Genomic DNA, 22210 nt, shown 5'->3' on the forward strand with positions numbered 1-22210 from the left:
GCCCATGAGCTATCGCGAAGGCCGGTTCTGGCAACCCGACGTGACCGTCGCCACCATCGTGGTGCGTGACGGCCGCCTGCTCATGGTCGAGGAACGCGCCCAGGGCCGGCTGGTGTTCAACCAGCCCGCCGGCCACCTGGAACCGGACGAGACCCTGCTCGACGCCGCCCTGCGCGAGACCCGCGAGGAAACCGGCTGGGACGTGCGCCTGACCGCGTTCGTCGGCGCCTACCAGTGGAAGGCCACCGAAACCGGCCGCCACTACCTGCGCTTCGCCTTCGCCGCCGAGCCGGTGCGCCACGATCCGGAGCGCGCGCTGGACGAAGGCATCGTCCAGACCCACTGGCTGACCCCGGCCGAGCTGCAACAGGCGCAGGCGCGCCATCGCAGTCCGCTGGTGTGGCAGGCGGTCGAGGATTACCTGGGCGGCCGCCGCTACCCGCTGGACATGCTCCACCACCTGGCATGAGCACGCCGCGCGTCATCGTCGGGGTCTCGGGCGGGGTCGACTCGTCGGTGGCGGCGCTGCGCCTGGTCCAGACCGGTGAATCCGTGGCCGGACTGTTCATGCAGAACTGGGCCGACGACGGCAGCGGCGAATGCCGGGCCGAGGATGATCGCCGCGACGCGGTGGCCGTGTGCGGCCGGCTCGGGATTCCGTTTCATTTCCGCGATTTCTCCGCCGAGTACTGGCAGGGCGTGTTCGAACATTTCCTCGCCGAATACGCCGCCGGCCGCACACCCAATCCGGATGTGCTGTGCAACCGCGAGGTCAAGTTCAAGCATTTCCTCGATGCTGCGCGCGAACTGGGCGCCGAGAAGATCGCCACCGGCCACTACGCGCGCATCGGTTTCCATGGCGGACGTTGGCAGTTGCTGCGCGGCATCGACCGCGGCAAGGACCAGAGCTACTTCCTGCACCAGTTGGGCCAGGAACAGTTGTCGGTGACCCTGTTCCCGATCGGGGAAATGCAGAAGCAGGATCTGCGCGCGGTCGCACGCGAGGCCGGCCTGCCGACCCACGACAAGAAGGATTCCACCGGCATCTGCTTCATCGGCGAGCGCGATTTCCGCGAGTTCCTCGGCCGCTACCTGCCCGCCCGCCGCGGCGAGATGCGGGATCCGCAGGGGCAGCGCATCGGCGAGCATCCGGGGGTGTTCTATTTCACCCTCGGCCAGCGCGAGGGCCTGCAGATCGGCGGCGTGCGCGGGCGTCCCGCCGCGCCCTGGTACGTGGTCGGCAAGGACGTGGCCAACAACATCCTGTACGTGGACCAGGACACCCTGAGTCCCTACCTGCAATCGAACCGGCTGTGGTCCGAGCCGGCCCACTGGACCACCGGCGGTGCGCCGTCCACGCGCTTCGAGTGCACCGCGCAGACACGCTACCGCCAGGCCGACGAGCCCTGCTCGGTGACGGTCGCCGACGATGGCCGGCTGGAGGTCGCGTTCGCGCGGCCGCAGCGTGCGGTCACGCCCGGCCAGTCGGTGGTGCTGTATGACGGCGACGTCTGCCTCGGCGGCGCGGTCATCGCCGCCACCGACGCCCCCCTGGAACGAAGAATCGCGGAGCAAGCGGCTTGAGCAACCAGTTTTCCGAACGTGTCCTGGCCCTGGCCGGACTGGCGCAGGCGCTGCACCAGGTCCGCCGCATTGCCGAGACCGGCCATTCCGAAGCCGCCGTGGTGCAGACCGCGCTGGACAGCGTGTTCCGCCTGGACGCCGTCGACACGGCGGGCGTGTTTGGCCGCGCCTCCGAACTGAATCCCGGCCTGCGCCTGCTGCGCGGTTACCTGACCGGCGAGAACAAGGAAGACACCCTGCCCCGCCTGGGCATGGCGGTGCTGCAGCTGGAGCGTCGCTTCATCCGCCGCAACGATCTGATCGATGCGATCGGACAGGGCGTGGAGAAGCTGTCCCCGCAATCCGGCCAGCTCGGCAGCACCCACCCGGAAGTGATCGCCGCGCTCGGCAACCTCTACGCCGAAACCCTCAGCCAGTTGCGCCCGCGGGTGATGGTCCAGGGCAATCCGCATTACCTCGGCCAGCCCGGCGTGGTCGCCGAAATCCGCGCGATCCTGCTGGCGGCGGTGCGCGCGGCGGTGCTGTGGCGGCAACTGGGCGGCAGCTACTGGGACTTCCTGTTCTCGCGCCGCGCGATGGCCGCGGCCGTCGACGGCTGGTTGAACTGAGGGCTGGTTGAACGGGGCAGGCCGCCGGCTCAGCCGGCGCAGGTGGCCCGCCGGTTCCGTCCCGCGGCCGGCACGCCGAACAGCACCAGGCTGGCGAACGCGAGCAGGCACACGCTCAGCCCGCCATACAGGGTGATCCAGCCGAATCCGTGCGCCAGCGCGGCCGGCGCCGCCGCAATCCCGGCCACGTCACCCGCGGCGATCCGCTCGGCCAGCACGCGCAGGTTCGCCGCCTCGCCCGCGTCAGTAGTCATCCCTCCCAGGCCCGACTGCACGCCGCGCACCAGCAGCAGGCCCATCAGGGCGATGTTGACCGCCAGCGAGATCAGGCGCGCGCTCATGTCCAGGCCCGATGCCATGCCGGCGCGATCCGGCGATACCGAACCGGTGGTGGTGTTGGTGACCGGCGTGTTGGTGATGCCCAGGCCGATGCCGGCGACCAGTGCGCCCGGCAACACACTCCACAGTCCCGGCTCGCTCGCGCCCACGCCCCAGTGCATCAGCAGGAAGCCGGCACCGATGGTGAACAATCCGCCCGGTATCACCAGGCCGGGCCGGTAACGCAGCGACAAGCGCTCGCCCACCGGCGGGAACACCAGCGCGGGCAAGGTATACGCGAGCAGCGCCACGCCCGAGGCCAGTTCGCCCAGGCCGAGCACGCCATGGAAGTACAGCGGCAGGTACACCATCAGCGGCCAGAAACTGAAGTTCATGCCCATCGATCCCAGCAGAGCGCCCGAAAACTCGCGGTTGCGCAGCACCGAGAAGTCGAACATCGGATGCGGCACCCGCCGCTCCACCACGATGAACATCGCCAGGAAGAACACGGTCGCCGCCAGCACGCCCAGCGATGCCGGTCGCGCGAATCCCATCTCGCCGCCCTGGGTCAGGTAGAACGCCAAGCCCAGCACCGCCAGCGACAGCGACACCATCCCGGCCCAGTCGAGCCGGCGTGCCTGCGGATCCCGCGATTCCTCCACGCTCGTCAGCACCAGCAGCAGGGTCAGCGCGGCGATCGGGCCGTGCACCAGGAAAACCCAGGTCCAGTCGGACACGGCCACGATCACGCCACCGATCAGCGGTCCGAAGCCCAGCCCGAAACCGAATACCACGCCCCATGCCGCGAACGCCTTGCCGCGCTCGCGGCCATCACGGAACTGGTGCGAAAGGATCGCCAGCATGCAGATCAGCAGCACGCCGCCGCTCATGCCCTGCAGGGCGCGCGCCACGATCAACGTCGTCACGTCGCCCGCCAGTCCGCACATCACCGAGCTGGCACCGAACAACAGGCCGCTGATCAGGAACACCCGCCGGCGGCCGAACCGGTCGGCCAGCGCGCCGGCCGCCATCAGTACCGTGGTGCTGGCGATGGTGTAGGCATTCATCACCCACTGCATCTGCCGGAAATCGCCTCCCAGCACCCGCTCCAGGGTCGGCAGGATGACCGGCACGCTGGAGATTTCCAGGCCGAACATCAGCGAGGCGAGGCAGACGGCGAACAGCGCCGTCCTGTTCCGGGAAGACAGGGAAGCGGACATGGGGGCTCCAGTGGACAGGGCCGCGGGCAGCCTCCACAAAGGGAGGCGGAGCGGCCACTCGGGACGTGGAGCCATTGTCGGAAACCCCATTAAATGAGGGAAATGATTTAATTTATTCCCATCCAGTAATTTTCGTCATTGGTTAGTCATGGACTTCGACCCCTCCCTGCTGCGCGCCTTCATCGCGGTCACCGAGACCGGCGGGTTCACCCGCGCCGCCGAGCGCCTGCACCTGACCCAGTCGGCGATCAGCCACCAGATCCGCCGGCTGGAGGAACAGGTCGGGCGTCCCCTGCTCCACCGCACCACCCGTCGCCTGACCCTGACCGAGGATGGCGAGGAATTCCTCAGCCACGCCCAGCGCATCCTCGATGCGTCCGACGCGCTGACCCGGCGCTTCCATCTCTCGCCGGTGTCCGGCGTGATCCGCTTCGGCGTGGCCGATACCTACCTGGGTTCGCGCCTGCCCACCCTGCTGGGCCAGTTCGCGCGCAGCCATCCGTGCGTGCGGCTGGAGGTGAATGTCTCCTCCAGCCCGGATTTCCGCGCGATGGTCGCCGCCGGCGAACTCGACATGGCGGTGGTGCTGGCCGAACCGGGCCAGGATGAGGATCTGCTGTTGCGCAGCACCCAGTTCGTCTGGAGTGCGGCGGACAACTTCGCGCCGCCCGCCGGCGATTCGTTGCCGCTCGCGTTCGCGCCCTCGCCCTGCCTGCGCCGTCAGATTGGCCTGGCCGCGCTGGAGCGCGCCGCCCAGCCCTGGCATTTCACCTTCACCTCGGCCAGCAACGAGGGCCTGCGCGCGGCGACGCTGGCCGGGCTGGGCGTGGCGGTGATGACGAAAACCGAACTGGTGCCGGGCCTGAAGATCGTCAACGACGAACTGGGCCTGCCGGCATTGCCGAAGGCCGAGTACGTGCTGGTGCGCCGCCCCGGCGAGCAGACCGCGGCGGACGAGGAGTTCGTGCGGCTGCTGCGCGACCATTCGTGATCGCGCGTCGATGCGCAGTGGCGGAAGACACCTTCCCGGCAACGAAAAACCCCGGCTTTCGCCGGGGTTTTCGCATGGCAACCACCACCTGGCCGCTTACGCGGCGACGGTGTCCGCCACGTCCTTGTAGTCGGCGATCTGATCGAAGTTCATGTAGCGGTAGATCTGATCGCCGTTGGCGTTGATGACGCCGATGTCGGCCATGTACTCGGCCTTGGTCGGGATGCGGCCCAGGCGCGAGCAGATCGCCGCCAGTTCCGCCGAACCCAGGTAGACGTTCGAGTTCTTGCCCAGGCGGTTGGGGAAGTTGCGGGTGCTGGTGGAGAACACGGTGGCGCCCTCCTTCACCTGCGCCTGGTTGCCCATGCACAGCGAGCAGCCCGGCATTTCCATGCGTGCGCCGGCGGTGCCGAAAGTGCCGTAGTGGCCTTCCTTGGTCAGCTCGGCGGCATCCATCTTGGTCGGCGGCGCGACCCACAGCTTGGTCGGGATGTCGCGCTTGCCTTCCAGCAGCTTGGACGCGGCGCGGAAGTGGCCGATGTTGGTCATGCACGAACCGATGAACACTTCGTCGATGACCGCGCCGGACACTTCCGACAGGGTCTTCACGTCGTCCGGATCGTTCGGGCAGGCCACGATCGGCTCGTGCACGTCGGCCAGGTCGATTTCGATGACCGCCGCGTACTCGGCGTCGGCATCGCCCTTGAGCAGTTGCGGGTCGGCCAGCCAGGCTTCCATTGCCTTGATGCGGCGCTGCAGGCTGCGTGGATCCTGGTAACCCTCGGCGATCATCCACTTCAGCAGCGTGATGTTGCTGTTGATGTACTCGATGATCGGTTCCTTGTTGAGGTGCACCGTGCAGCCGGCGGCCGAGCGCTCGGCCGAGGCATCGGACAGTTCGAACGCCTGTTCGACCTTCAGATCCGGCAGGCCTTCGATTTCCAGGATGCGGCCGGAGAAGATGTTCTTCTTGCCCTGCTTGGCGACCGTCAGCAGGCCCTGCTTGATGGCGTACAGCGGAATCGCGTTGACCAGATCGCGCAGGGTCACGCCCGGCTGCATCTGGCCCTTGAAGCGGACCAGCACCGACTCGGGCATGTCCAGCGGCATCACCCCGGTGGCGGCGGCGAAGGCGACCAGGCCCGAGCCAGCCGGGAATGAGATGCCCACCGGGAAGCGGGTGTGCGAGTCGCCGCCGGTGCCGACGGTGTCGGGCAGCAGCATGCGGTTGAGCCAGCTGTGGATCACGCCGTCGCCCGGACGCAGCGAGATGCCGCCGCGGTTGCTGATGAAGGCCGGCAGTTCGTGGTGGGTCTTGACGTCGACCGGCTTCGGATAGGCGGCGGTGTGGCAGAACGACTGCATCACCAGATCCGCGGAGAAGCCCAGGCAGGCCAGATCCTTCAGTTCGTCGCGGGTCATCGGGCCGGTGGTGTCCTGCGAACCCACCGAGGTCATCTTCGGCTCGCAATAGGTGCCCGGGCGGATGCCCGGCTGCACGCCGTTGACTTCGGGCAGACCGCAGGCGCGGCCGACCATCTTCTGCGCCAGGGTGTAGCCCTTGCCGGTGTCGGCGGGGTTCTGCGGCAGGCGGAACAGGGTCGATGCCGGCAGGCCCAGCGCCTCGCGCGCCTTGGCGGTCAGGCCGCGGCCGATGATCAGCGGGATGCGGCCACCGGCGCGCACTTCGTCGAACAGCACGTCGCTCTTGACCTGGAACTCGGCGATCACCTCGCCGTTCTTCAGCGCCTTGCCTTCATACGGACGCAGCTCGACCACGTCGCCCATGTCCATCTTCGACACGTCCAGTTCGATCGGCAGCGCGCCGGCATCTTCCATCGTGTTGTAGAAGATCGGGGCGATCTTGCTGCCCAGGCAGACGCCGCCGAAACGCTTGTTCGGAATGAACGGGATGTCCTCGCCGGTCCACCACAGCACCGAGTTGGTGGCCGACTTGCGGCTGGAGCCGGTGCCGACCACGTCGCCGACGTAGGCGACCGGATGGCCCTTTTCGGTCAGCGACTGGATGAACGCGATCGGGCCGCGCTTGCCGTCTTCTTCCGGGGTGAAGGGTGCGCCGTCGCGCTTGTTCTTCAGCATCGCCAGCGCGTGCATCGGGATGTCCGGGCGGGTGGTCGCGTCCGGCGCCGGCGACAGGTCGTCGGTGTTGGTCTCGCCCGGCACCTTGAACACGGTGACGGTCAGCGACTGCGGCACTTCCGGACGGCTGGTGAACCATTCGGCGTCGGCCCAGCTCTGCAGCACCGACTGGGCATTGGCGTTGCCCTTCTGCGCCTTCTCCTGAACGTCGTGGAACGCGTCGAACATCAGCAGGGTGTGCTTGAGCGCGTTGGCGGCGATGGTGCCGACCAAGGCGTCGTCCAGCAGTTCCACCAGCGGATGGATGTTGTAGCCGCCGAGCATGGTGCCCAGCAGTTCGGTGGCGCGCTCGCGGCTGATCAGCGGGCATTGCTCGCTGCCGAAGGCGACTGCGGCCAGGTAGGAAGCCTTGACCTTGGCGGCGTCGTCGACGCCGGCGGGCACGCGATGGGTGATCAGGTCCAGCAGGAAGTCGCCCTCGCCGGCCGGCGGCGCCTTCAGCAGTTCGATGACCTCGGCGGTCTGCTGGGCCGACAGCGGCAGCGGCGGGATGCCCAGCGCGGCGCGCTCGGCTACGTGGTGGCGATAGGCTTCCAACATGGTGACTCCGGAATGCGGTGAGGTGACGGGAAACAACGGGTGGGACTTATTCCGCGGCGGGAACGATCAACTTCAGTCCCTTGAAGTATTCGCGGTAGAACCGATCGTCGCGGGTGATCAGGCCATTGCACTGGAGCAGCGCGTGGGCGCCGATCAGGAAATCGGGCGCGGCACGGTGGCTGGCACCGTCGCGCTGGCGGTGGCGGCGCTGCATCTCGCCGGCGCGCAGCGCCGACTTGGCTTCCAGCGCGCTGAAACGGATGCTCATCTCCTCCAGCACCGCCAGCGCCTCGGAACCATCGCGCAACGCGCTGCACACTTCGGCCAGCGCGACCTCGCAGATCACCACCGGTCCGGCGCTCAGGCATTGCCGCAGGCAGGCCTCGGCGGCGTCGGCCTGCGGACCGTCGGCCAGCAGGTCGATGAGGACGGAGGAATCCAGGGCGATCATCGCGTCGGCCTCACTGTTCCGGCGTCTCGCCGGGCGAGTGGCCGCGCAGGGCGCGCATGGCCGCGTCGGTGCTGTCGAAACCGTCCAGCTTGAACCGGCCGCGGGCGCGCGAGATGGCATCGTCCACGCTCTTGCGCAGGATGATCCGGCTGCCTTCCAGTTCGACCTTGAGCACGCTGCCCTTGGTCAGGCCCAGGGCGTCACGCACGGCCTTGGGCAGGGTGATCTGGCCACGCTCGGCGACGGTCGCTTCCATGGGCGGCTCCGGGAAAGTATGCACGAATTATACATACTTCCGGATGCATACCCAAGCGGACCCAGGCAACGGAAACGGGCCGTGAAGTCCGTCACACGGCCCTCGCCGCGAGGTCAGAACGCCAGTTGGAACCTCAGATTGACCGTATAGCCCCGATCCAGGCCCGGCCAGGCACCGGAACGGTTGTCGCTGCGCCAGCGCACCGCGTCCAGCATCACCCGGCTCCAGTCGTTCAGATACCAGTTGGTGCCGACGGTCCAGCCACTGCCCTGCCCGCCGCCGGGCAGATCCCGGTAGTCGGCCGCCTCGTAGCGGGCCTTCAGCTCCCACGCGCCCCCGCCTCCGGCGGTGACCGGATCGGCGACCTTCACCCGCCCCCAGGTGCCCGCCTTGGCCGAGTACGCCGGACCGGCGCCCCGCAGGAACCAGCCCATCGACAACGCGTGGGCGTCGTGATGCCGGTGATAGTCGCCACTGGCCTCGCGTCCCTTCAAGCCGCGCCGGCCCCATTCGGCATAGGCCCAGAACGGCCCGGAAAAGCCGGCCAGTTCCAGTCCATGGCCGTCGCCGCGCTCTGCCCCCTGCACGCGCCCGCTGCCGATCCGCACCTGATCGTTGAAGGGGCCGGCGACCGCCGCGCTGCGCAACACCCGCGCGGTGCCGCGGATCTCCTCGTGGAAGGCCCAGCCGCCCAGGTGGAGGGTGGCGGCGTCCGTGCGCACCGGGTTCCAGTGCGCCCGCAGCGCGTAGGTCAGTCCGTCGTTGCCGTCGCCCGGGTTATCCAGGCTGTTGCCGCTGACGTGCAGCGCGGCATGCCAGTTCGCGCCATGGATCTTCTGCATCACTCCCAATCCGAACGAACCGCGCTGCGGCATGATCACCGCACCGACCAGATTGCGGCTCTGGAACGGGGTGTTGGCGGTACTGCTGCTGCCATCCAGGCCGCGCTCGTTCAAGCGATGGCCGACGGAAAACTCGGCGTCATGCCCGAACAGGCGATGGTCGAAGGCCGCATACGCCGACTTCCACGCCACCGTGTTGCCGGCGAACTCCCCTTCCACCACGTAGCCCAGCAAGCCATGGCGACCTTCGACGCCCAGACGCGCGGAGCGGATTTCAGCACCGGACAGATTCCGCCCTGCGTGATCGGAGCCGCCGGTGGAGGAGGCATCGACGAAGAACCGGCCACGCGGGCGAAACCGCGCCTTGCCATCCGCGCTCGCGAATTCGGGAGCGCCCTTGGACCAGCTCACTTTCGGTTGCCGCGCCTGGTCGGCTTCGAGCGTGGCCAGTCGCGCCTCCACGGAACCGGCATCCTGTGCCTGTCCGGCTGGCGTACCCTCGCCCGTTGCGTCTTCAAGCGCGGCCAGTCGCGCTTCCAGCGTCGCGATGCGCTGCGATTGCTGCTCGATCAAGCGGACCAGTCCGACGTTCGATGCATCGGCGGAACCCGGGTGCCGGGCTGCTTCCTGCGCGCACGCCAGCAATGGCGCTCCAGTCAGGGCCAACGTGATCGCGGCCGCCAGCCGGCGGGTATTGCCCACAAGGTTCGTCATGGTCGGTTTCTCCAGGCAAGCCGCCACCCTCGGCATGGCTGCCGCCGGCAACGGTGGGAATGAGAGACCCGCGCCGGGACCGGCACGGGCCGGGAAACGTCAGCGGTTCGCGCCCTGCGCGTCGGGACGCCAGGTGATGAGCCGGTTCTCGGCGACATCGAGGATGCGATCGATCACCAGGACGAACATCGCCAGGATGACGATGCCGGCGAACACGCCGACCGCGTGGAAGTTGCCTTCGGCCTGCGCGATCAGATAACCCAGTCCGGCCGAGGCACCGAGATACTCGCCGATGATCGCGCCCACCACCGCGAAACCCACGGAAGTGCGCAGCGAGGACAGGATCCAGCTCGCGGCGGCCGGAAAGTACACATGGCGCAACAGATCACGCCGGCTGGCCCCGAGGATGCGCGCGTTCGCCAGCACGGTGGGATTGACCTCGCGCACGCCCTGCATCGCATTGAAGAAGGTGATGAAGAACACCAGCGTCACCGCCAGCGCCACCTTCGACCACAGGCCCAGGCCCAGCCACAGCACGAAGATCGGCGCCAGCACCACGCGCGGAATCGCGTTGAAGCTCTTGATGAAGGGATCGAGGATCCGCGCCGCGGTCCGGTTCAATCCCAGCCAGACGCCGCCGACCACGCCCAGCACGGTGCCGATGACATAGCCCAGCGCGGTCTCGGTCAGGGTCACCGACACGTGCTTGTAGAAGCCGGTGTCGCTCAACCATTCGTACATCTGTCCAACGATGTCCCAGGGCGCCGGGAAGAAGAACGGGTCGATGACCCGTGTGGCCACGCCGGCCTGCCAGCCCCCGAACACCACCACCACCAGGGCGGCCTGGATCAGCCGCTCAGTCCCCGTACGCATAGCTTTTCTCCACTTCGCCCCGCAGGCAGGCCCAGATGTCGCGATACAGATCGGTGAAGCGCGGATCCAGCTTGATCTCGGCCACGTTGCGCGGCCGTTCCAGCGGCACATGGAAACTCTCCACCACCCGGCTCCCGGGCCCCGACGCCAGCACCACCACCCGATCGCCCAGGGCAATGGCTTCTTCCAGATCATGGGTAATCAGGATCACCGAGCGCCGATCCTCCTGCCACAGGCGCAGCAGTTCGTTCTGCATGAGGTGGCGGGTATGGATGTCCAGCGCCGAGAACGGCTCGTCCATCAGGATCACCTTGGGCTTCACGATCAGCGCCTGCGCCATCTGCACGCGCTTGCGCTGTCCGCCCGAAAGCTGGTGCGGGTAGCGGTTTTCGAAACCGGACAGTCCGACCTTGGCCAGCCAATCGCGCGCGCGCCGGCCCCGTTCGACCGCGTGCACGCCGCGGAAACGCAGGCCCAGTTCGACGTTTTCCAGCGCGGTCTTCCACGGCAGCAGCGCATCCTGCTGGAACAGGTAGCCCACGCTGTCCTGCACGCCGGCCACCGCGCGCCCGTCGATGGCCACGCCGCCGGATGCCGGCGCCAGCAAGCCCGCCACCGCATTGAGGATGGTGCTCTTGCCGCAGCCCGTGGGGCCGACGATGGCCAGGAATTCGCCGTCGCCGACCCGGATGTCGACATCGCGCACGGCCACGAAGTCGCCGAACGCCATCGTCATCCGTTCGATCGCGACCATCGTGCGGGGTGGTTCGGCGACCGCGATGGCCGCCGCTGGCGCGTCCTGGTGCGGACGCGCCGGTGCAATTGCTGTCATGACATTGCCCTCCCAGACAAGATCGTCAGTGTTTCGCCGAGTCCTGCTCGACGAATCGGTTGGTATACGTACGCGCCAGATCGACCTTGGCCGCGGCGACATCGGGATTGAATTCGCAGAGTACGGCCAGTGGCGTGGCCATGTCGGCTTCCGTGAAGCGGCCGTCGACGGAGAAGATGCTGCGGGCCGCTTCCACCGCCTTGGCATAGGTGGCGCGATCGCCGGAGACGTAGCTGTCGGGAAGCGCGGCGACGATGGCGTCGGCGCTGCTTTCGGCGATGAACTTCAGGGCCCGCTGTTCGGCGCGGACGATCTTCCCGATGGCCTCGGGATTCGCATCGATGAAGGATTGCTGCGCGTACAGCACCGAAGTCGGATAGAGGCCGCCGTAGACCTCGCGCGCGCCCGCATCGCTGCGCGCGTCGATGAGGATCCGGCCGATGCCGCGCTCCTGGATCAGGGTCGCCGCCGGGTCGTAATTGACCAGCAGGTCGACCTTGCCCTGCTGCAGCGCGGCCACCGCCGCCGCGCCGGAACCCACGCCGATCAGCGACACTTCCGACACCGGGATGCCGTGCCGTTCCAGGTAATAGCGGACGAAGAAATCCGAGGACGACCCCGGCGCGGTGATGCCCACGCGCGCGCCACGGATGGTGTCCGGCCTGGCCGGATCGAAACGGCTGTCGTTGCCGCCGGCCAGCACCAGTCCGGAATTGCGCGACAGCAATACGAAGGCCGTGACCGACTTGCCCTTGGCCTGCATCTGGATGGTGTGATCGTAGAAACCCACCGCCACGTCGGTGGAACCGGCCACCAGCGCCTGCAGCACCTTGGAGCCGCCCTGGGCGAAGTTCTCGGTGCGCACCTTCAGGCCCTCGTCCTTGAAGTAGCCCTGGGCGTCGGCGATGAAGAACGGCAGGTTGTTGAGGTTGTAGGAACCGACGCTGATGCGCACTTCCTGCTCACCCTGCGCCGGCCTGCCGCCTTCCGCCCCGCCTCCCGGCGCGGATGCGCCACCGCAACCACCCAACAGCAACAGCGCCGTCGCGCCGATACCCAGCATTGTCTTGTACATGTTCCCCTCCCGGAGCGTTGGTGAATCGGAATGTGGCCGCGTCGCGGGCCGGCTCAGGCCGCCTGGCTGCGCCGCGCGTCCCGGCGCGACTCGTTGGCGAACACGCGGCCCTCGAACAGGCGTCGCGCCGTACGCACGACGCTGGCCACGACGGGCGCGTCCGGAGCGTCGCGCTCCAGCGTCACTTCCAGGCATCCGCCCGGATGTTCCAGCAGCAGCGGGCCGACGGTTTCCCTCCGTCCCGCCAGCGCATGCGCGACGGTACCGTCGGTCACGGTAGCGGTCGCGATGCCGACACCACCGGTGATGGCCAATGCGCTGTGGCATTGATGCGGCATGAAATAGCGCACCCGCAGCGCGGCGCCGGAGTCCGAACGCGACAGCAGCACCGGCTTGGGAATCACCCGTTCGCCGGCGTCGGCGATGCCCATCCGCCGGCCCGCCTCGATCCGGATGGCTTCCAGGCGGCGCAACAGCGCTGCGTCGGCATTCAACCGCGCCGGCGATTCATCGCCCGACAGGCCAAGGTCCGAGGCCTGCATCAGCACCATCGGAATCGCGCAGTCCACGCAACTGACATCCACGCCGTCGATCCGTTCGCGTGGCGTGCCGGTGGGCAACAGCGCGCCGGTGCGGGTTCCCGCCGCGTCCAGGAACGACAACGTGATCGGCGCGGCCTGCCCCGGCACACCGGCGATGCGGGTGTCGCCGCGATAGGACACCCTGCCCTGCGGGGTCTGCACGGTGGCGCGGATCAGCTTGCCGGTGTTGACGTTGTGGATGCACACCTGGGTCTGGGGATGGCGGGCGGCCACAAGACCGGCTTCAATCGCGAACGGCGCCACCGCCGCGAGCATGTTTCCGCAATTGGGACTGGTATCCACGATCTGGCGGTCATTCACCACCTGGGCGAACAGGTAATCGACGTCGGCATCCCGGCGACTGGCGCGATCGACGATGGCGACCTTGCTGGAGAGCGCGTTGCCGCCGCCGATGCCGTCAATCTGCAGTGGATGCCCGGCCCCCATCACCGCCAGCAGGATGCGGTCGCGCAGCGCCGGTTCCGTGGGCAGATCCGATGCGAGGAAGAACGGCCCCTTCGAGGTGCCGCCGCGCATGAGCACGCAAGGCAGGCTGAGCAGGTCATTCGAATCGACGGCCGGATCCATGCAAAAATCACATTAATTCAAGAACATGATTCGATACTGGCATGGGCACGGCCGATTTGAGAATTGCAAATTTTTCGATTATTGATAGGCCATGAGCATCAATTGCGAAATCCTCGACCTGCGTGCATTCCTGTTGGTGAGCGAAACCCGCAGCTTCCATCGTGCCGCGGAAACCCTGCATCTTTCCCAGCCCGCGCTCAGCCGGCGCATCCAGAAGCTCGAACAGAACGTCGGTGCCCCCTTGCTGGAGCGGACCACCCGCCATGTCGTGCCGACAGCGCTCGGGCAGGACCTGCTGCCGCTGGTGAGGCGACTCATCGAAGAGTTCGACGGCTCGCTGTTTTCATTGCGTGGCAGCGACCAGCATCGTGGCGGGCAGGTCACCATCGCCTGCCTGCCGACCGCGGCGTTCTACTTCCTGCCCAGCGTCATCGCGCGCTTCCAGCAGGACCATCCGCAGGTGCGCTTCCGCATCCTGGATCTTCCCGCCACCGAGGGTCTGCAATCGGTGGAACGCGGTGAAGTCGAGTTCGGCATCAACTTCATGGGGGCTTCGGATCCGGATCTGATTTTCGACACACTGGTGGAGGATCCGTTCGTGCTGGCCTGCCGGCGCGATCATCCGCTCGCCCGCAAGCGCAAGGTGAGCTGGAGCGACCTGGCGCCGCACCGGCTCATCACCGTGCACCGCACCAGCGGCAACCGCACCCTGCTCGATGGCGCGCTGGCGCGCGAGAACCTGCGGCTGAACTGGTTCTACGAGGTCACCCACCTGTCCACCTCGCTCGGGCTGGTCGAAGCCGGCGTCGGCATCTCGGTATTGCCGAAGATGGCCACGCCGCGCGGCGAACATGCCACCCTGGTGACGCGCCCGCTCGCCAATCCGGTGGTTTCGCGGACGATCGGCGTGGTGCGTCGCCGCGGCGCGCAGCTGTCACCGGTGGCCGAGGAGTTCCTGCATACCCTCAAGCGCCTCTGGAAGGGAGGATGAACATCCGGGGCCCCGTTCCGGCCCCGGATCTCGTGGCAAGCCCTTTCCGGCAACACTGCGATCCACCGCCGGCCCTTGCCTGATTCCATCTGCAACACCATTTGGGGGACAATGCCATGTGCCGCCCGCGGTTCCCCACGCCGGCGCCTGCGTCCCGCAAGCATTCGGTCCATGGCCGTTGCCATCGCCAGCATTCGCAAAGGAGCACCCCGCATGAGCGACTCTTTCTCCACCCGCAGCCGTCTCGACGTCAACGGCCAGTCCTATACCTACTTCAGCCTTCCTACGCTGGGCCGGCGCTTCGACATCGCCCGCCTGCCCTACTCCATGAAGATCCTGCTGGAGAACCTGCTGCGCTGCGAGGACGGGGTCAGCGTGACTCCCGAGCACATCGAGGCGGTCGCGAAATGGGATGCCACCCGCGAGCCGGACACCGAAATCGCGTTCATGCCGGCGCGCGTGGTCCTGCAGGACTTCACCGGCGTGCCCTGCGTGGTCGATCTGGCCGCGATGCGTGACGCGGTGGTGAAGCTGGGCGGCAATCCCGACCAGATCAACCCGCTGATCCCCTCCGAACTGGTCATCGACCACTCGGTCCAGGTGGACGTGTTCGGCAAGCCCGACGCGCTGGATCTGAACGGCAAGATCGAATTCGATCGCAACAAGGAACGCTACAGCTTCCTGCGCTGGGGCCAGAAGGCGTTCGACAACTTCAAGGTGGTGCCACCCAACACCGGCATCGTCCACCAGGTGAACCTGGAGAACCTCGCCCGGGTGGTGATGACCGCGCAGAAGGACGGCGAGACCCTCGCCTATCCGGACACCGTGTTCGGCACCGACTCGCACACCACGATGATCAACGGCATCGGCGTGCTGGGCTGGGGCGTCGGCGGCATCGAGGCCGAGGCGGCCATGCTCGGCCAGCCCTCCTCGATGCTGATCCCGCAGGTGGTCGGCTTCAAGCTGACCGGCAAGCTGCCCGAAGGCGCCACCGCCACGGACCTGGTGCTGACCGTCACCCAGATGCTGCGCAAGCTGGGCGTGGTCGGCAAGTTCGTCGAGTTCTACGGCGACGGCCTGCAGCACCTGCCGCTGGCCGACCGCGCCACCATCGGCAACATGGCGCCCGAGTACGGCGCCACCTGCGGCATCTTCCCGATCGACGCCGAGTCGCTGAACTACCTGCGCCTGTCCGGCCGCAGCGAGGCGCAGATCGCGCTGGTCGAGGCCTATGCGAAGGCGCAGGGCCTGTGGCACGACGCCGACAGCCCGCATGCGCAGTACAGCGCGACCCTGCACCTGGACATGGGCGACGTGAAGCCGTCGCTGGCCGGTCCCAAGCGTCCGCAGGATCGCGTGCTGCTGGAAGACGTGAAGCAGAACTTCCGCGACAACCTGCAGCCGTTCGCCGAGGCGCGCGACAAGCGCAGCGAGGCGATCTCCGATTTCGTCGCCGAGGGCGGCGGCTCGGCGGTGGGCAACGAGGCGCTGAGCCGCGGTTACGCCGACATCGAGACCGAAGGCCAGAAGGTCCGGCTGAAGGACGGCGCCGTCGTGATCGCCGCGATCACGTCCTGCACCAACACGTCCAATCCGGCGGTGATGATCGGCGCCGGCCTGCTGGCCCGCAACGCCGCGGCCAAGGGCCTGAACCGCAAGCCGTGGGTCAAGACCTCGTTGGGACCGGGCTCGCGCGTGGTCACCGACTACCTGGAAAAGGCCGGTGTTCTGGATGACCTGGAGAAGCTGGGCTTCTACGTGGTCGGCTACGGCTGCACCACCTGCATCGGCAACTCCGGCCCGTTGCCGGTGGAAGTCAGCGCGGGCATCGCCACCGGCGACCTGGTGGTGACGTCGGTGTTGTCGGGCAACCGCAACTTCGAAGGCCGCGTGCATCCGGAAGTGAAGATGAACTACCTGGCCTCGCCGCCGCTGGTGGTCGCCTACGCCATCGCCGGCACCACCGACATCGACCTGACCACCCAGCCGCTGGGCACCGGCAACGATGGCCAGCCGGTCTACCTGAAGGACATCTGGCCCAGCAACGGCGAGATCGGCGATTTCATCGCCCGCACCATTGGGCCGGAGATGTTCGCCAAGAACTACGCCGACGTGTTCAAGGGCGATACCCGCTGGAACACCATCGCTTCGCCCGATGGCGATCTGTACGCCTGGGATTCGGATTCGACCTACATCAAGAATCCGCCGTACTTCGAAGGCATGACGATGGCGACCGGCGGCATCGACGACGTGCATGGCGCGCGCGTGCTCGGCCTGTTCGGCGACTCGATCACCACCGACCACATCTCGCCGGCCGGCAACATCAAGAAGGATTCGCCCGCGGGTCGTTTCCTGATCTCGCGCGGCGTGCAGCCGGTGGATTTCAACAGCTACGGCAGCCGCCGCGGCAACGACGACGTGATGGTGCGCGGCACCTTCGCCAACATCCGCATCAAGAACCTGATGTTCGGCGGCGAGGAAGGCGGCAACACCCTGTACCACCCGCCGGGCGGCGGGACGCCGGAAAAGCTGTCGATCTACGACGCGGCGATGAAGTACAAGGCCGATGGCGTACCGCTGGTGGTGCTGGCCGGCAAGGAATACGGCACCGGCTCCTCGCGCGATTGGGCGGCCAAGGGCACCAACCTGCTGGGCGTGAAGGCGGTGTTCGCCGAGAGTTTCGAGCGCATCCACCGCTCCAACCTGGTCGGCATGGGCGTGCTGCCGCTGCAGTTCATCGACGGGCAGAACGCGCAGACCCTAGGACTGGACGGTTCGGAGGTGTTCGATATCGCCGGTTTGCAGGACGGCGCGTCGAAGGTGGCCACCGTCACCGCGCGCCGCGCCGACGGACAGGAGATCCGTTTCCAGGTCAAGGTGCTGCTGCTGACGCCGAAGGAAGTCGAGTACTTCCGCCATGGTGGCCTGCTGCACTACGTGCTCCGCCAGCTGGCGGCGCGCAAGGCGGCGTGAGCGGCGTGATCAGACGCTGAAACAACGGAAGCCCCGCCCCGCGAAGCACGCGGGGCGCTCTCCCGGCGCGCGAGCCATGGCTCGCAAACGCGCCGGTTTCGCCCGCCACGGTGGCCTGCTGCACTACGTGCTCCGCCAGCTGGCGGCGCGCAAGGCGGCTTGAACGAAACGGCGCCCGATGCTCCCACGAGCGTCGGGTGTCATTCTCTTCCCTGTAAGAGCGACGTGAGTCGCGACGGGTAAAGGCTGGCGGGTATTCCGGTCGCGACTTACGTCGCTCCTACGGGGGTGGTGTCTCTCTCTGTGGGAGCGACGTGAGTCGCGATGCTTTGCGTGCCGGCTATCGCGACTTACGTCGCTCCTACAAGGTGGGATGCAGCCAGATCTGCCTGGGTTTCTAATCGTGTCCCGACACATCCGCACAGCGGTTTCTGGTTTCAAGCAAGCGTGACTTGGGCGGACGCCGCTGTCTTCCCTGTAGGAGCGACGTGAGTCGCGACGGGTACGGGTGGATGGGCATCCCGGTCGCGACTGACGTCGCTCCTGCAGCGACAGGGTCTTTTCCGACAAGGCGGGTGACCGCCAGGACTGCGTGAGGATCAACTTACGGAAGATCCGCCCGGCGGTTGCCGGTTCCGGGCGGCTTCGGCGTGGCATCCGTTGACAGGACCGGATTCGCCGGTCCGCCGGGAAACATCATGCGTACCCCATCGTTGGCCGGCTGGTTCCTGCCGCTGGCGCTCGCCTGCATCCCGGCCGTACACGCTGTCGAGATCACCGGCATGAAGGATTTCCCGAACCTGCATGGCCGTTACGCGCCGGGCGGCGATTGCCAACGGCAACCGCGGATCGCCGTCGATGCCAGCGGTATGGTCTTCGAGCTCGAAGGACGCAGCGAACGGGTGGCGCGACTGGAGTACGCGGCCAGCTACGGCGGCAACTTCTACGAAGGCAGCAGCCAGTGGTTCTTTCCGTTCGGCCGCGAGGGCGCCTATCCGGTGCTGATGACCTTCAACGCGGACGAAAAGCCGGGGGTGCTGAGCTTGACGCCGCACGACGAGGGATACGCCGGTGGCCCGCCGCTGTCGCCGCGCAATCGTGCGCTGGTGGCCGGTTCCCCCTACCTGCGCTGCCGCTGACCCGGCAGGTTCACGGGCCCGCCTGCCACTCCGCGTAGTAAAGCCGCCAGTCGTCGCCATTCCGGCGCCAACCGGTGGTGACCCGATACGATTGGGCGCTGTCGGGGAGCCAACGCCCGCGACCGGAACCGGTCAGCAGTGCGTCGAAACGAATCGTCGCGGTGTCGCCCTGCAGGCTGACCTCCAGCGGCCCCGTGGTCACCCCGATACTGTCTCGGGCCAGCAATTGCGCGCGCAGCAGGTTGTGCAACGCAGCACGATCCATGCCCGCCGGGCCGGAGAAATCTTCGGCGACCCCGTCCATCGCCTCGGCCGGCTGGCGCTCTTCGACCGCCTGCTGCAAGGCCGCGAACTGATCACGCAGTTGCTGTTCCGGCGAGCTCCGGCTGCATCCGGCCAGTACCAGCATCACCGCCAGCATCGCGCCGATCCATCCGGGCAACGCAGCGTGCCGCCGCAGCATCGGGATTACGCCCTTCGCACCCTTCGCCTTTTCCATCCGGAACGGTATGCTCCCTGTCGTGGACCCCACGCGGCGCGCAGGCGCCGACACTGCAAACATACCCGAAGCATGGCCCTGGGGAGGGAGTAGAAGATGAGTCAAGACCGTCCGTGGTTCAAGAGCTATCCGGAAGGCGTTCCGCACGAGATTGATCTGGATGAATACCGCTCCATCGTCTCGGTGCTGGAGACGGCCATCGACCGCTACCGCAACCGTCCGGCGTTCTCGAACTTCGGCAAGAGCCTGACCTATGGCGAGATCGACACCCTCAGCAAGCAGTTCGCCGCGTACCTGCTCGGCGAGCTGAAACTGAAGAAGGGTGATCGGGTCGCGATCATGATGCCCAACTGCCTGCAGTACCCGGTCGCCATTTTCGGCGTGCTGCGTGCCGGCCTGACGGTGGTCAACGTCAATCCGATGTACACCCCGCGCGAACTGCGCCACCAGTTGTCCGATTCCGGCGCCAGCGTGCTGCTGGTCGTGGACAATTTCGGCAAGACCGTGCAGGAAGCCATTCCCGGACTGGCCTCGCTCAAGCAGGTAATCACCACCGGCCTGGGCGATCTGCTCGGCTTCCCGAAGGGACCGCTGATCAACTTCGTGCTCAAGTACGTCAAGAAGATGGTGCCCGATTACGACATCGCCGGCACGGTCCGCTTCAAGGACACGCTGACCCTGGGCCGCCTGCATGCCCTGCCCGATATCGACATCGCACCGGAAGACATCGCCTTCCTGCAATACACCGGCGGCACCACCGGCGTGGCCAAGGGCGCGATGCTGACCCATCGCAACATGGTCGCCAACATGCAGCAGGCTTCGGCCTGGATCGGCCGCGACGTCAAGGCCGACGGCGAGCTGATCGTCACCGCGCTGCCGCTTTACCACATCTTCGCGCTCACCGCGAACTGCCTGGTGTTCATGAAATTCGGCGCGGCCAACCACCTGATCACCAACCCGCGCGACATGCCGAACTTCGTCAAGGAGATCAGCAAGATCCAGTTCACCGCGATCACCGGCGTCAACACGCTGTTCAACGGCCTGTTGAACACGCCCGGCTTCGACCAGGTCGATTTCTCGCGCCTGCACCTGACCCTCGGCGGCGGCATGGCGGTGCAGCGCGCCGTGGCCGATCGCTGGAAGAAGGTCACCGGGATCACCCTGGTGGAAGCCTATGGCCTGACCGAAACCGCGCCGGCGGCCTGCATCAACCCGATGGATCTGAAGGACTACAACGGCGCCATCGGCCTGCCCATCCCCTCCACCGACGCCTGCCTCAAGGACGACGACGGCAACCTGGTCGCGCTCGGCGAGGTCGGCGAACTGTGCATCAAGGGGCCGCAGGTGATGCGCGGCTACTGGCAGCGTCCGGAGGAGACCGCCAAGGTCATCGACGCCGAGGGCTGGCTGCATACCGGCGACATGGCCAAGATGGATGCCGAGGGCTTCTTCTATATCGTCGATCGCAAGAAGGACATGATCCTGGTGTCCGGCTTCAACGTGTACCCCAACGAGGTGGAGGACGTCATCGCCGGCCTGGAAGGCGTGCTGGAAGTGGCCGCCATCGGCGTGCCGGACGAACGCTCGGGCGAGGCGGTCAAGGTATTCGTGGTCAAGAAGGACCCGGCCCTGACCGAAGAGAAGATCAAGGCGTACTGCCGGGACAACCTGACCGGGTACAAGCAGCCCCGCTACATCGAATTCCGGACCGAGCTCCCGAAGACCAACGTCGGGAAAATCCTCCGCAAGGAGCTCCGGGAGCCGCCCCAGACCGGGGCCACCCACTGAAATCGGAAGGCCGGCGCAAGCCGGCCTTTCTTTTTGTCCGTCAAAACTTTAGGGTTAAATTTGAGATTTTCATCACATTTATGAACGATGGGAAGGGATAAATGCTGTCCCCGACCGGTCAGTCAGTGTGCGTCGTCTTTTCACTATCCGTTCAGGTGTAGCATCGCGCCGTGCCCAGCACGTCCCCAATACCAATCCCCACACCATCGGCCACAGGCCACCAGGAGTCGTCATGAACAACGTCGAAAAACTTCAGCGCACCCGCAATTTCTCCACCATCCGCGTGGAGTCCGCGCCCGATGGCAACAGCCATTGGATGTACATGCACAACGACGCTGGCAAGGGTTCCCGGCCGTGCTTCCGCAGCGAACTGCTGGATGAAATGTGGAGCTTCACCTCTTCGATCACCCTGCGCGAGAGCGAGCGCCAGTCCGGTCGCCTGCGCCATTTCGTGCTGGCCTCGTCCGCGCCGGCGTTCAACCTCGGCGGCGACCTGGATCTGTTCGCCAAGCTGATCCGCAGCAACGACCGCGAACACCTGCTGTCGTACGCCCGCCGTTGCATCGATGGCGTGTACACCCTGCACACCGGACTGGGCGGCGACGTGCGCACGATCGCGCTGCTGCAGGGCGACGCGCTGGGCGGTGGCCTTGAGATGGCGCTGGCCTGCCACACCATCGTCGCCGAGGAAGGCGTCGAAATGGGCCTGCCGGAAGTCCTGTTCGGACTGTTCCCGGGCATGGGCGCCTATTCGTTCCTGTGCAAGCGCGTCTCGCCGCAACTGGCCGAACGCATCATCCTGGAAGGCAACATGTATTCCAGCGAGGAGTTCCACAAGATGGGCATCGTCGACATCCTGGTGCCGAAGGGCCAGGGCGAAGCCGCCGTGCAGGATCTGATCCGCCAGCAGCAGCGTGCGCCCTACTCCCACCTGGCGATGAACACGGTGCGCGGCCTGGCCCAGCGGGTCAGCTACGACGAGCTGATGAACATCACCGAAGTGTGGGTCGATACCGCGCTGGCGCTGGGCGACAAGTCCCTGCGGATGATGGAGCGCATCGTGCGCGCGCAGGAAAAGCGTGCCATGCAGGCCGCCTGATCGACGATCGAATCGCAGCCAACTACAGGGGGCGGGGACGGCGCGATGCTTCCCCGGATGGCGGGACGGCCGTGGCCGCCCGCCTGAG

At 66.9% G+C, this 22210-nt stretch carries 19 protein-coding genes; 9 read left to right on the plus strand and 10 right to left on the minus strand.

From position 1 onward, the window contains the following. The first annotated feature begins 4 nt into the window (after positions 1 to 4). From FHW78_RS13260 to hflD, 3 genes are read left to right on the plus strand one after another with little or no spacing between them, the layout of a single operon-like run. The gene (locus tag FHW78_RS13260) at positions 5 to 469 is read left to right on the plus strand and encodes an NUDIX hydrolase (RefSeq protein ID WP_183641496.1); all 465 of its coding nucleotides are present in this window, start codon (positions 5 to 7) and stop codon (positions 467 to 469) included. Beyond that, positions 466 to 1584: a tRNA 2-thiouridine(34) synthase MnmA gene (mnmA, locus tag FHW78_RS13265; RefSeq protein WP_183641498.1), complete on the plus strand. Its 1119-nt coding sequence runs from the start codon at positions 466 to 468 to the stop codon at positions 1582 to 1584. Before FHW78_RS13260 ends, mnmA begins: the two co-directional genes overlap by 4 nt. Beyond that, positions 1581 to 2192 (plus strand): high frequency lysogenization protein HflD, encoded by a 612-nt coding sequence (gene hflD / locus FHW78_RS13270; RefSeq protein WP_183641499.1) that lies wholly within the window; start codon positions 1581 to 1583, stop codon positions 2190 to 2192. The genes mnmA and hflD overlap by 4 nt, the downstream gene beginning before the upstream one ends. A 29-nt stretch (positions 2193 to 2221) precedes the next feature. Here the strand turns inward: hflD and FHW78_RS13275 are convergent, their stop codons facing one another. Next, positions 2222 to 3730: an MFS transporter gene (locus FHW78_RS13275; RefSeq protein WP_183641501.1), complete on the minus strand. Its 1509-nt coding sequence runs from the start codon at positions 3728 to 3730 to the stop codon at positions 2222 to 2224. Between the two features lie 148 nt (positions 3731 to 3878). Between FHW78_RS13275 and FHW78_RS13280 the strand changes: the two genes are divergently transcribed. Next, positions 3879 to 4721, plus strand: coding sequence for a LysR family transcriptional regulator (locus FHW78_RS13280; protein ID WP_183641503.1), 843 nt, complete (start codon positions 3879 to 3881; stop codon positions 4719 to 4721). Between the two features lie 96 nt (positions 4722 to 4817). Here the strand turns inward: FHW78_RS13280 and acnB are convergent, their stop codons facing one another. From acnB to FHW78_RS13320, 8 genes are all read right to left on the minus strand, one after another. After that, entirely contained in the window at positions 4818 to 7421 is a 2604-nt protein-coding gene (acnB, locus tag FHW78_RS13285; protein WP_183641505.1) for a bifunctional aconitate hydratase 2/2-methylisocitrate dehydratase, read from the minus strand. A 46-nt stretch (positions 7422 to 7467) separates the two neighbouring features. Next, positions 7468 to 7872: a type II toxin-antitoxin system VapC family toxin gene (locus tag FHW78_RS13290; RefSeq protein ID WP_141452957.1), complete on the minus strand. Its 405-nt coding sequence runs from the start codon at positions 7870 to 7872 to the stop codon at positions 7468 to 7470. Positions 7873 to 7882: 10 nt separating this feature from the next. Beyond that, positions 7883 to 8128: an AbrB/MazE/SpoVT family DNA-binding domain-containing protein gene (locus FHW78_RS13295; RefSeq protein WP_183641508.1), complete on the minus strand. Its 246-nt coding sequence runs from the start codon at positions 8126 to 8128 to the stop codon at positions 7883 to 7885. Positions 8129 to 8241: 113 nt separating this feature from the next. After that, positions 8242 to 9684 (minus strand): porin, encoded by a 1443-nt coding sequence (locus tag FHW78_RS13300; RefSeq protein WP_183641510.1) that lies wholly within the window; start codon positions 9682 to 9684, stop codon positions 8242 to 8244. Between the two features lie 99 nt (positions 9685 to 9783). Further along, positions 9784 to 10557, minus strand: coding sequence for an ABC transporter permease (locus FHW78_RS13305; RefSeq protein WP_183641513.1), 774 nt, complete (start codon positions 10555 to 10557; stop codon positions 9784 to 9786). Continuing rightward, a complete protein-coding gene (locus FHW78_RS13310) occupies positions 10541 to 11389 on the minus strand; it encodes an ABC transporter ATP-binding protein (protein WP_218533991.1) in 849 nt (282 codons plus the stop codon). Before FHW78_RS13310 ends, FHW78_RS13305 begins: the two co-directional genes overlap by 17 nt. A 25-nt stretch (positions 11390 to 11414) precedes the next feature. After that, positions 11415 to 12464 carry an ABC transporter substrate-binding protein gene (locus FHW78_RS13315; RefSeq protein WP_255443297.1) on the minus strand — a complete coding sequence of 350 codons (1050 nt, stop codon included), beginning with the start codon at positions 12462 to 12464 and terminating at the stop codon, positions 11415 to 11417. A 53-nt stretch (positions 12465 to 12517) separates the two neighbouring features. Further along, a complete protein-coding gene (locus tag FHW78_RS13320) occupies positions 12518 to 13633 on the minus strand; it encodes a 4-oxalomesaconate tautomerase (protein WP_183641515.1) in 1116 nt (371 codons plus the stop codon). Between the two features lie 91 nt (positions 13634 to 13724). Between FHW78_RS13320 and FHW78_RS13325 the strand changes: the two genes are divergently transcribed. From FHW78_RS13325 to FHW78_RS13335, 3 genes are all read left to right on the plus strand, one after another. Further along, a complete protein-coding gene (locus FHW78_RS13325) occupies positions 13725 to 14624 on the plus strand; it encodes a LysR family transcriptional regulator (protein ID WP_183641518.1) in 900 nt (299 codons plus the stop codon). Between the two features lie 213 nt (positions 14625 to 14837). Next, entirely contained in the window at positions 14838 to 17597 is a 2760-nt protein-coding gene (gene acnA / locus FHW78_RS13330) for an aconitate hydratase AcnA (RefSeq protein WP_183641521.1), read from the plus strand. A 698-nt stretch (positions 17598 to 18295) separates the two neighbouring features. Beyond that, positions 18296 to 18736: a hypothetical protein gene (locus FHW78_RS13335; RefSeq protein WP_183641523.1), complete on the plus strand. Its 441-nt coding sequence runs from the start codon at positions 18296 to 18298 to the stop codon at positions 18734 to 18736. Positions 18737 to 18746: 10 nt separating this feature from the next. On the opposite strand, the gene FHW78_RS13340 is transcribed toward FHW78_RS13335, so the two are convergent. Further along, entirely contained in the window at positions 18747 to 19199 is a 453-nt protein-coding gene (locus tag FHW78_RS13340; RefSeq protein WP_225562227.1) for a nuclear transport factor 2 family protein, read from the minus strand. Positions 19200 to 19331: 132 nt separating this feature from the next. On the opposite strand from FHW78_RS13340, the gene FHW78_RS13345 reads away from it, so the two are divergent. Together FHW78_RS13345 and FHW78_RS13350 are read left to right on the plus strand one after the other, a co-directional pair. Then, entirely contained in the window at positions 19332 to 21023 is a 1692-nt protein-coding gene (locus FHW78_RS13345) for a long-chain fatty acid--CoA ligase (RefSeq protein ID WP_183641525.1), read from the plus strand. A gap of 232 nt (positions 21024 to 21255) precedes the next feature. Beyond that, positions 21256 to 22122 (plus strand): crotonase/enoyl-CoA hydratase family protein, encoded by an 867-nt coding sequence (locus FHW78_RS13350; protein ID WP_183641527.1) that lies wholly within the window; start codon positions 21256 to 21258, stop codon positions 22120 to 22122. Positions 22123 to 22210 lie beyond the last annotated feature (88 nt).

Source organism: Pseudoxanthomonas sp. OG2, assembly GCF_014192765.1.
In the GTDB taxonomy this organism is placed as follows: domain Bacteria; phylum Pseudomonadota; class Gammaproteobacteria; order Xanthomonadales; family Xanthomonadaceae; genus Pseudoxanthomonas_A; species Pseudoxanthomonas_A beigongshangi.

Bases quoted from the DNA above. Each gene is read 5' to 3' on its own strand.
- FHW78_RS13260 (WP_183641496.1), top strand. From the start codon at position 5: ATGAGCTATCGCGAAGGCCGGTTCTGGCAACCCGACGTGACCGTCGCC.
- FHW78_RS13290 (WP_141452957.1), bottom strand. From the start codon at position 7,872: ATGATCGCCCTGGATTCCTCCGTCCTCATCGACCTGCTGGCCGACGGT.
- FHW78_RS13320 (WP_183641515.1), bottom strand. From the start codon at position 13,633: ATGGATCCGGCCGTCGATTCGAATGACCTGCTCAGCCTGCCTTGCGTG.
- FHW78_RS13275 (WP_183641501.1), bottom strand. From the start codon at position 3,730: ATGTCCGCTTCCCTGTCTTCCCGGAACAGGACGGCGCTGTTCGCCGTC.
- FHW78_RS13300 (WP_183641510.1), bottom strand. From the start codon at position 9,684: ATGACGAACCTTGTGGGCAATACCCGCCGGCTGGCGGCCGCGATCACG.
- FHW78_RS13280 (WP_183641503.1), top strand. From the start codon at position 3,879: ATGGACTTCGACCCCTCCCTGCTGCGCGCCTTCATCGCGGTCACCGAG.
- FHW78_RS13345 (WP_183641525.1), top strand. From the start codon at position 19,332: ATGAGTCAAGACCGTCCGTGGTTCAAGAGCTATCCGGAAGGCGTTCCG.
- FHW78_RS13335 (WP_183641523.1), top strand. From the start codon at position 18,296: ATGCGTACCCCATCGTTGGCCGGCTGGTTCCTGCCGCTGGCGCTCGCC.
- FHW78_RS13305 (WP_183641513.1), bottom strand. From the start codon at position 10,557: ATGCGTACGGGGACTGAGCGGCTGATCCAGGCCGCCCTGGTGGTGGTG.
- FHW78_RS13310 (WP_218533991.1), bottom strand. From the start codon at position 11,389: ATGACAGCAATTGCACCGGCGCGTCCGCACCAGGACGCGCCAGCGGCG.
- FHW78_RS13325 (WP_183641518.1), top strand. From the start codon at position 13,725: ATGAGCATCAATTGCGAAATCCTCGACCTGCGTGCATTCCTGTTGGTG.
- FHW78_RS13340 (WP_225562227.1), bottom strand. From the start codon at position 19,199: ATGCTGCGGCGGCACGCTGCGTTGCCCGGATGGATCGGCGCGATGCTG.
- mnmA (WP_183641498.1), top strand. From the start codon at position 466: ATGAGCACGCCGCGCGTCATCGTCGGGGTCTCGGGCGGGGTCGACTCG.
- FHW78_RS13350 (WP_183641527.1), top strand. From the start codon at position 21,256: ATGAACAACGTCGAAAAACTTCAGCGCACCCGCAATTTCTCCACCATC.
- acnA (WP_183641521.1), top strand. From the start codon at position 14,838: ATGAGCGACTCTTTCTCCACCCGCAGCCGTCTCGACGTCAACGGCCAG.
- FHW78_RS13295 (WP_183641508.1), bottom strand. From the start codon at position 8,128: ATGGAAGCGACCGTCGCCGAGCGTGGCCAGATCACCCTGCCCAAGGCC.
- FHW78_RS13315 (WP_255443297.1), bottom strand. From the start codon at position 12,464: ATGTACAAGACAATGCTGGGTATCGGCGCGACGGCGCTGTTGCTGTTG.
- acnB (WP_183641505.1), bottom strand. From the start codon at position 7,421: ATGTTGGAAGCCTATCGCCACCACGTAGCCGAGCGCGCCGCGCTGGGC.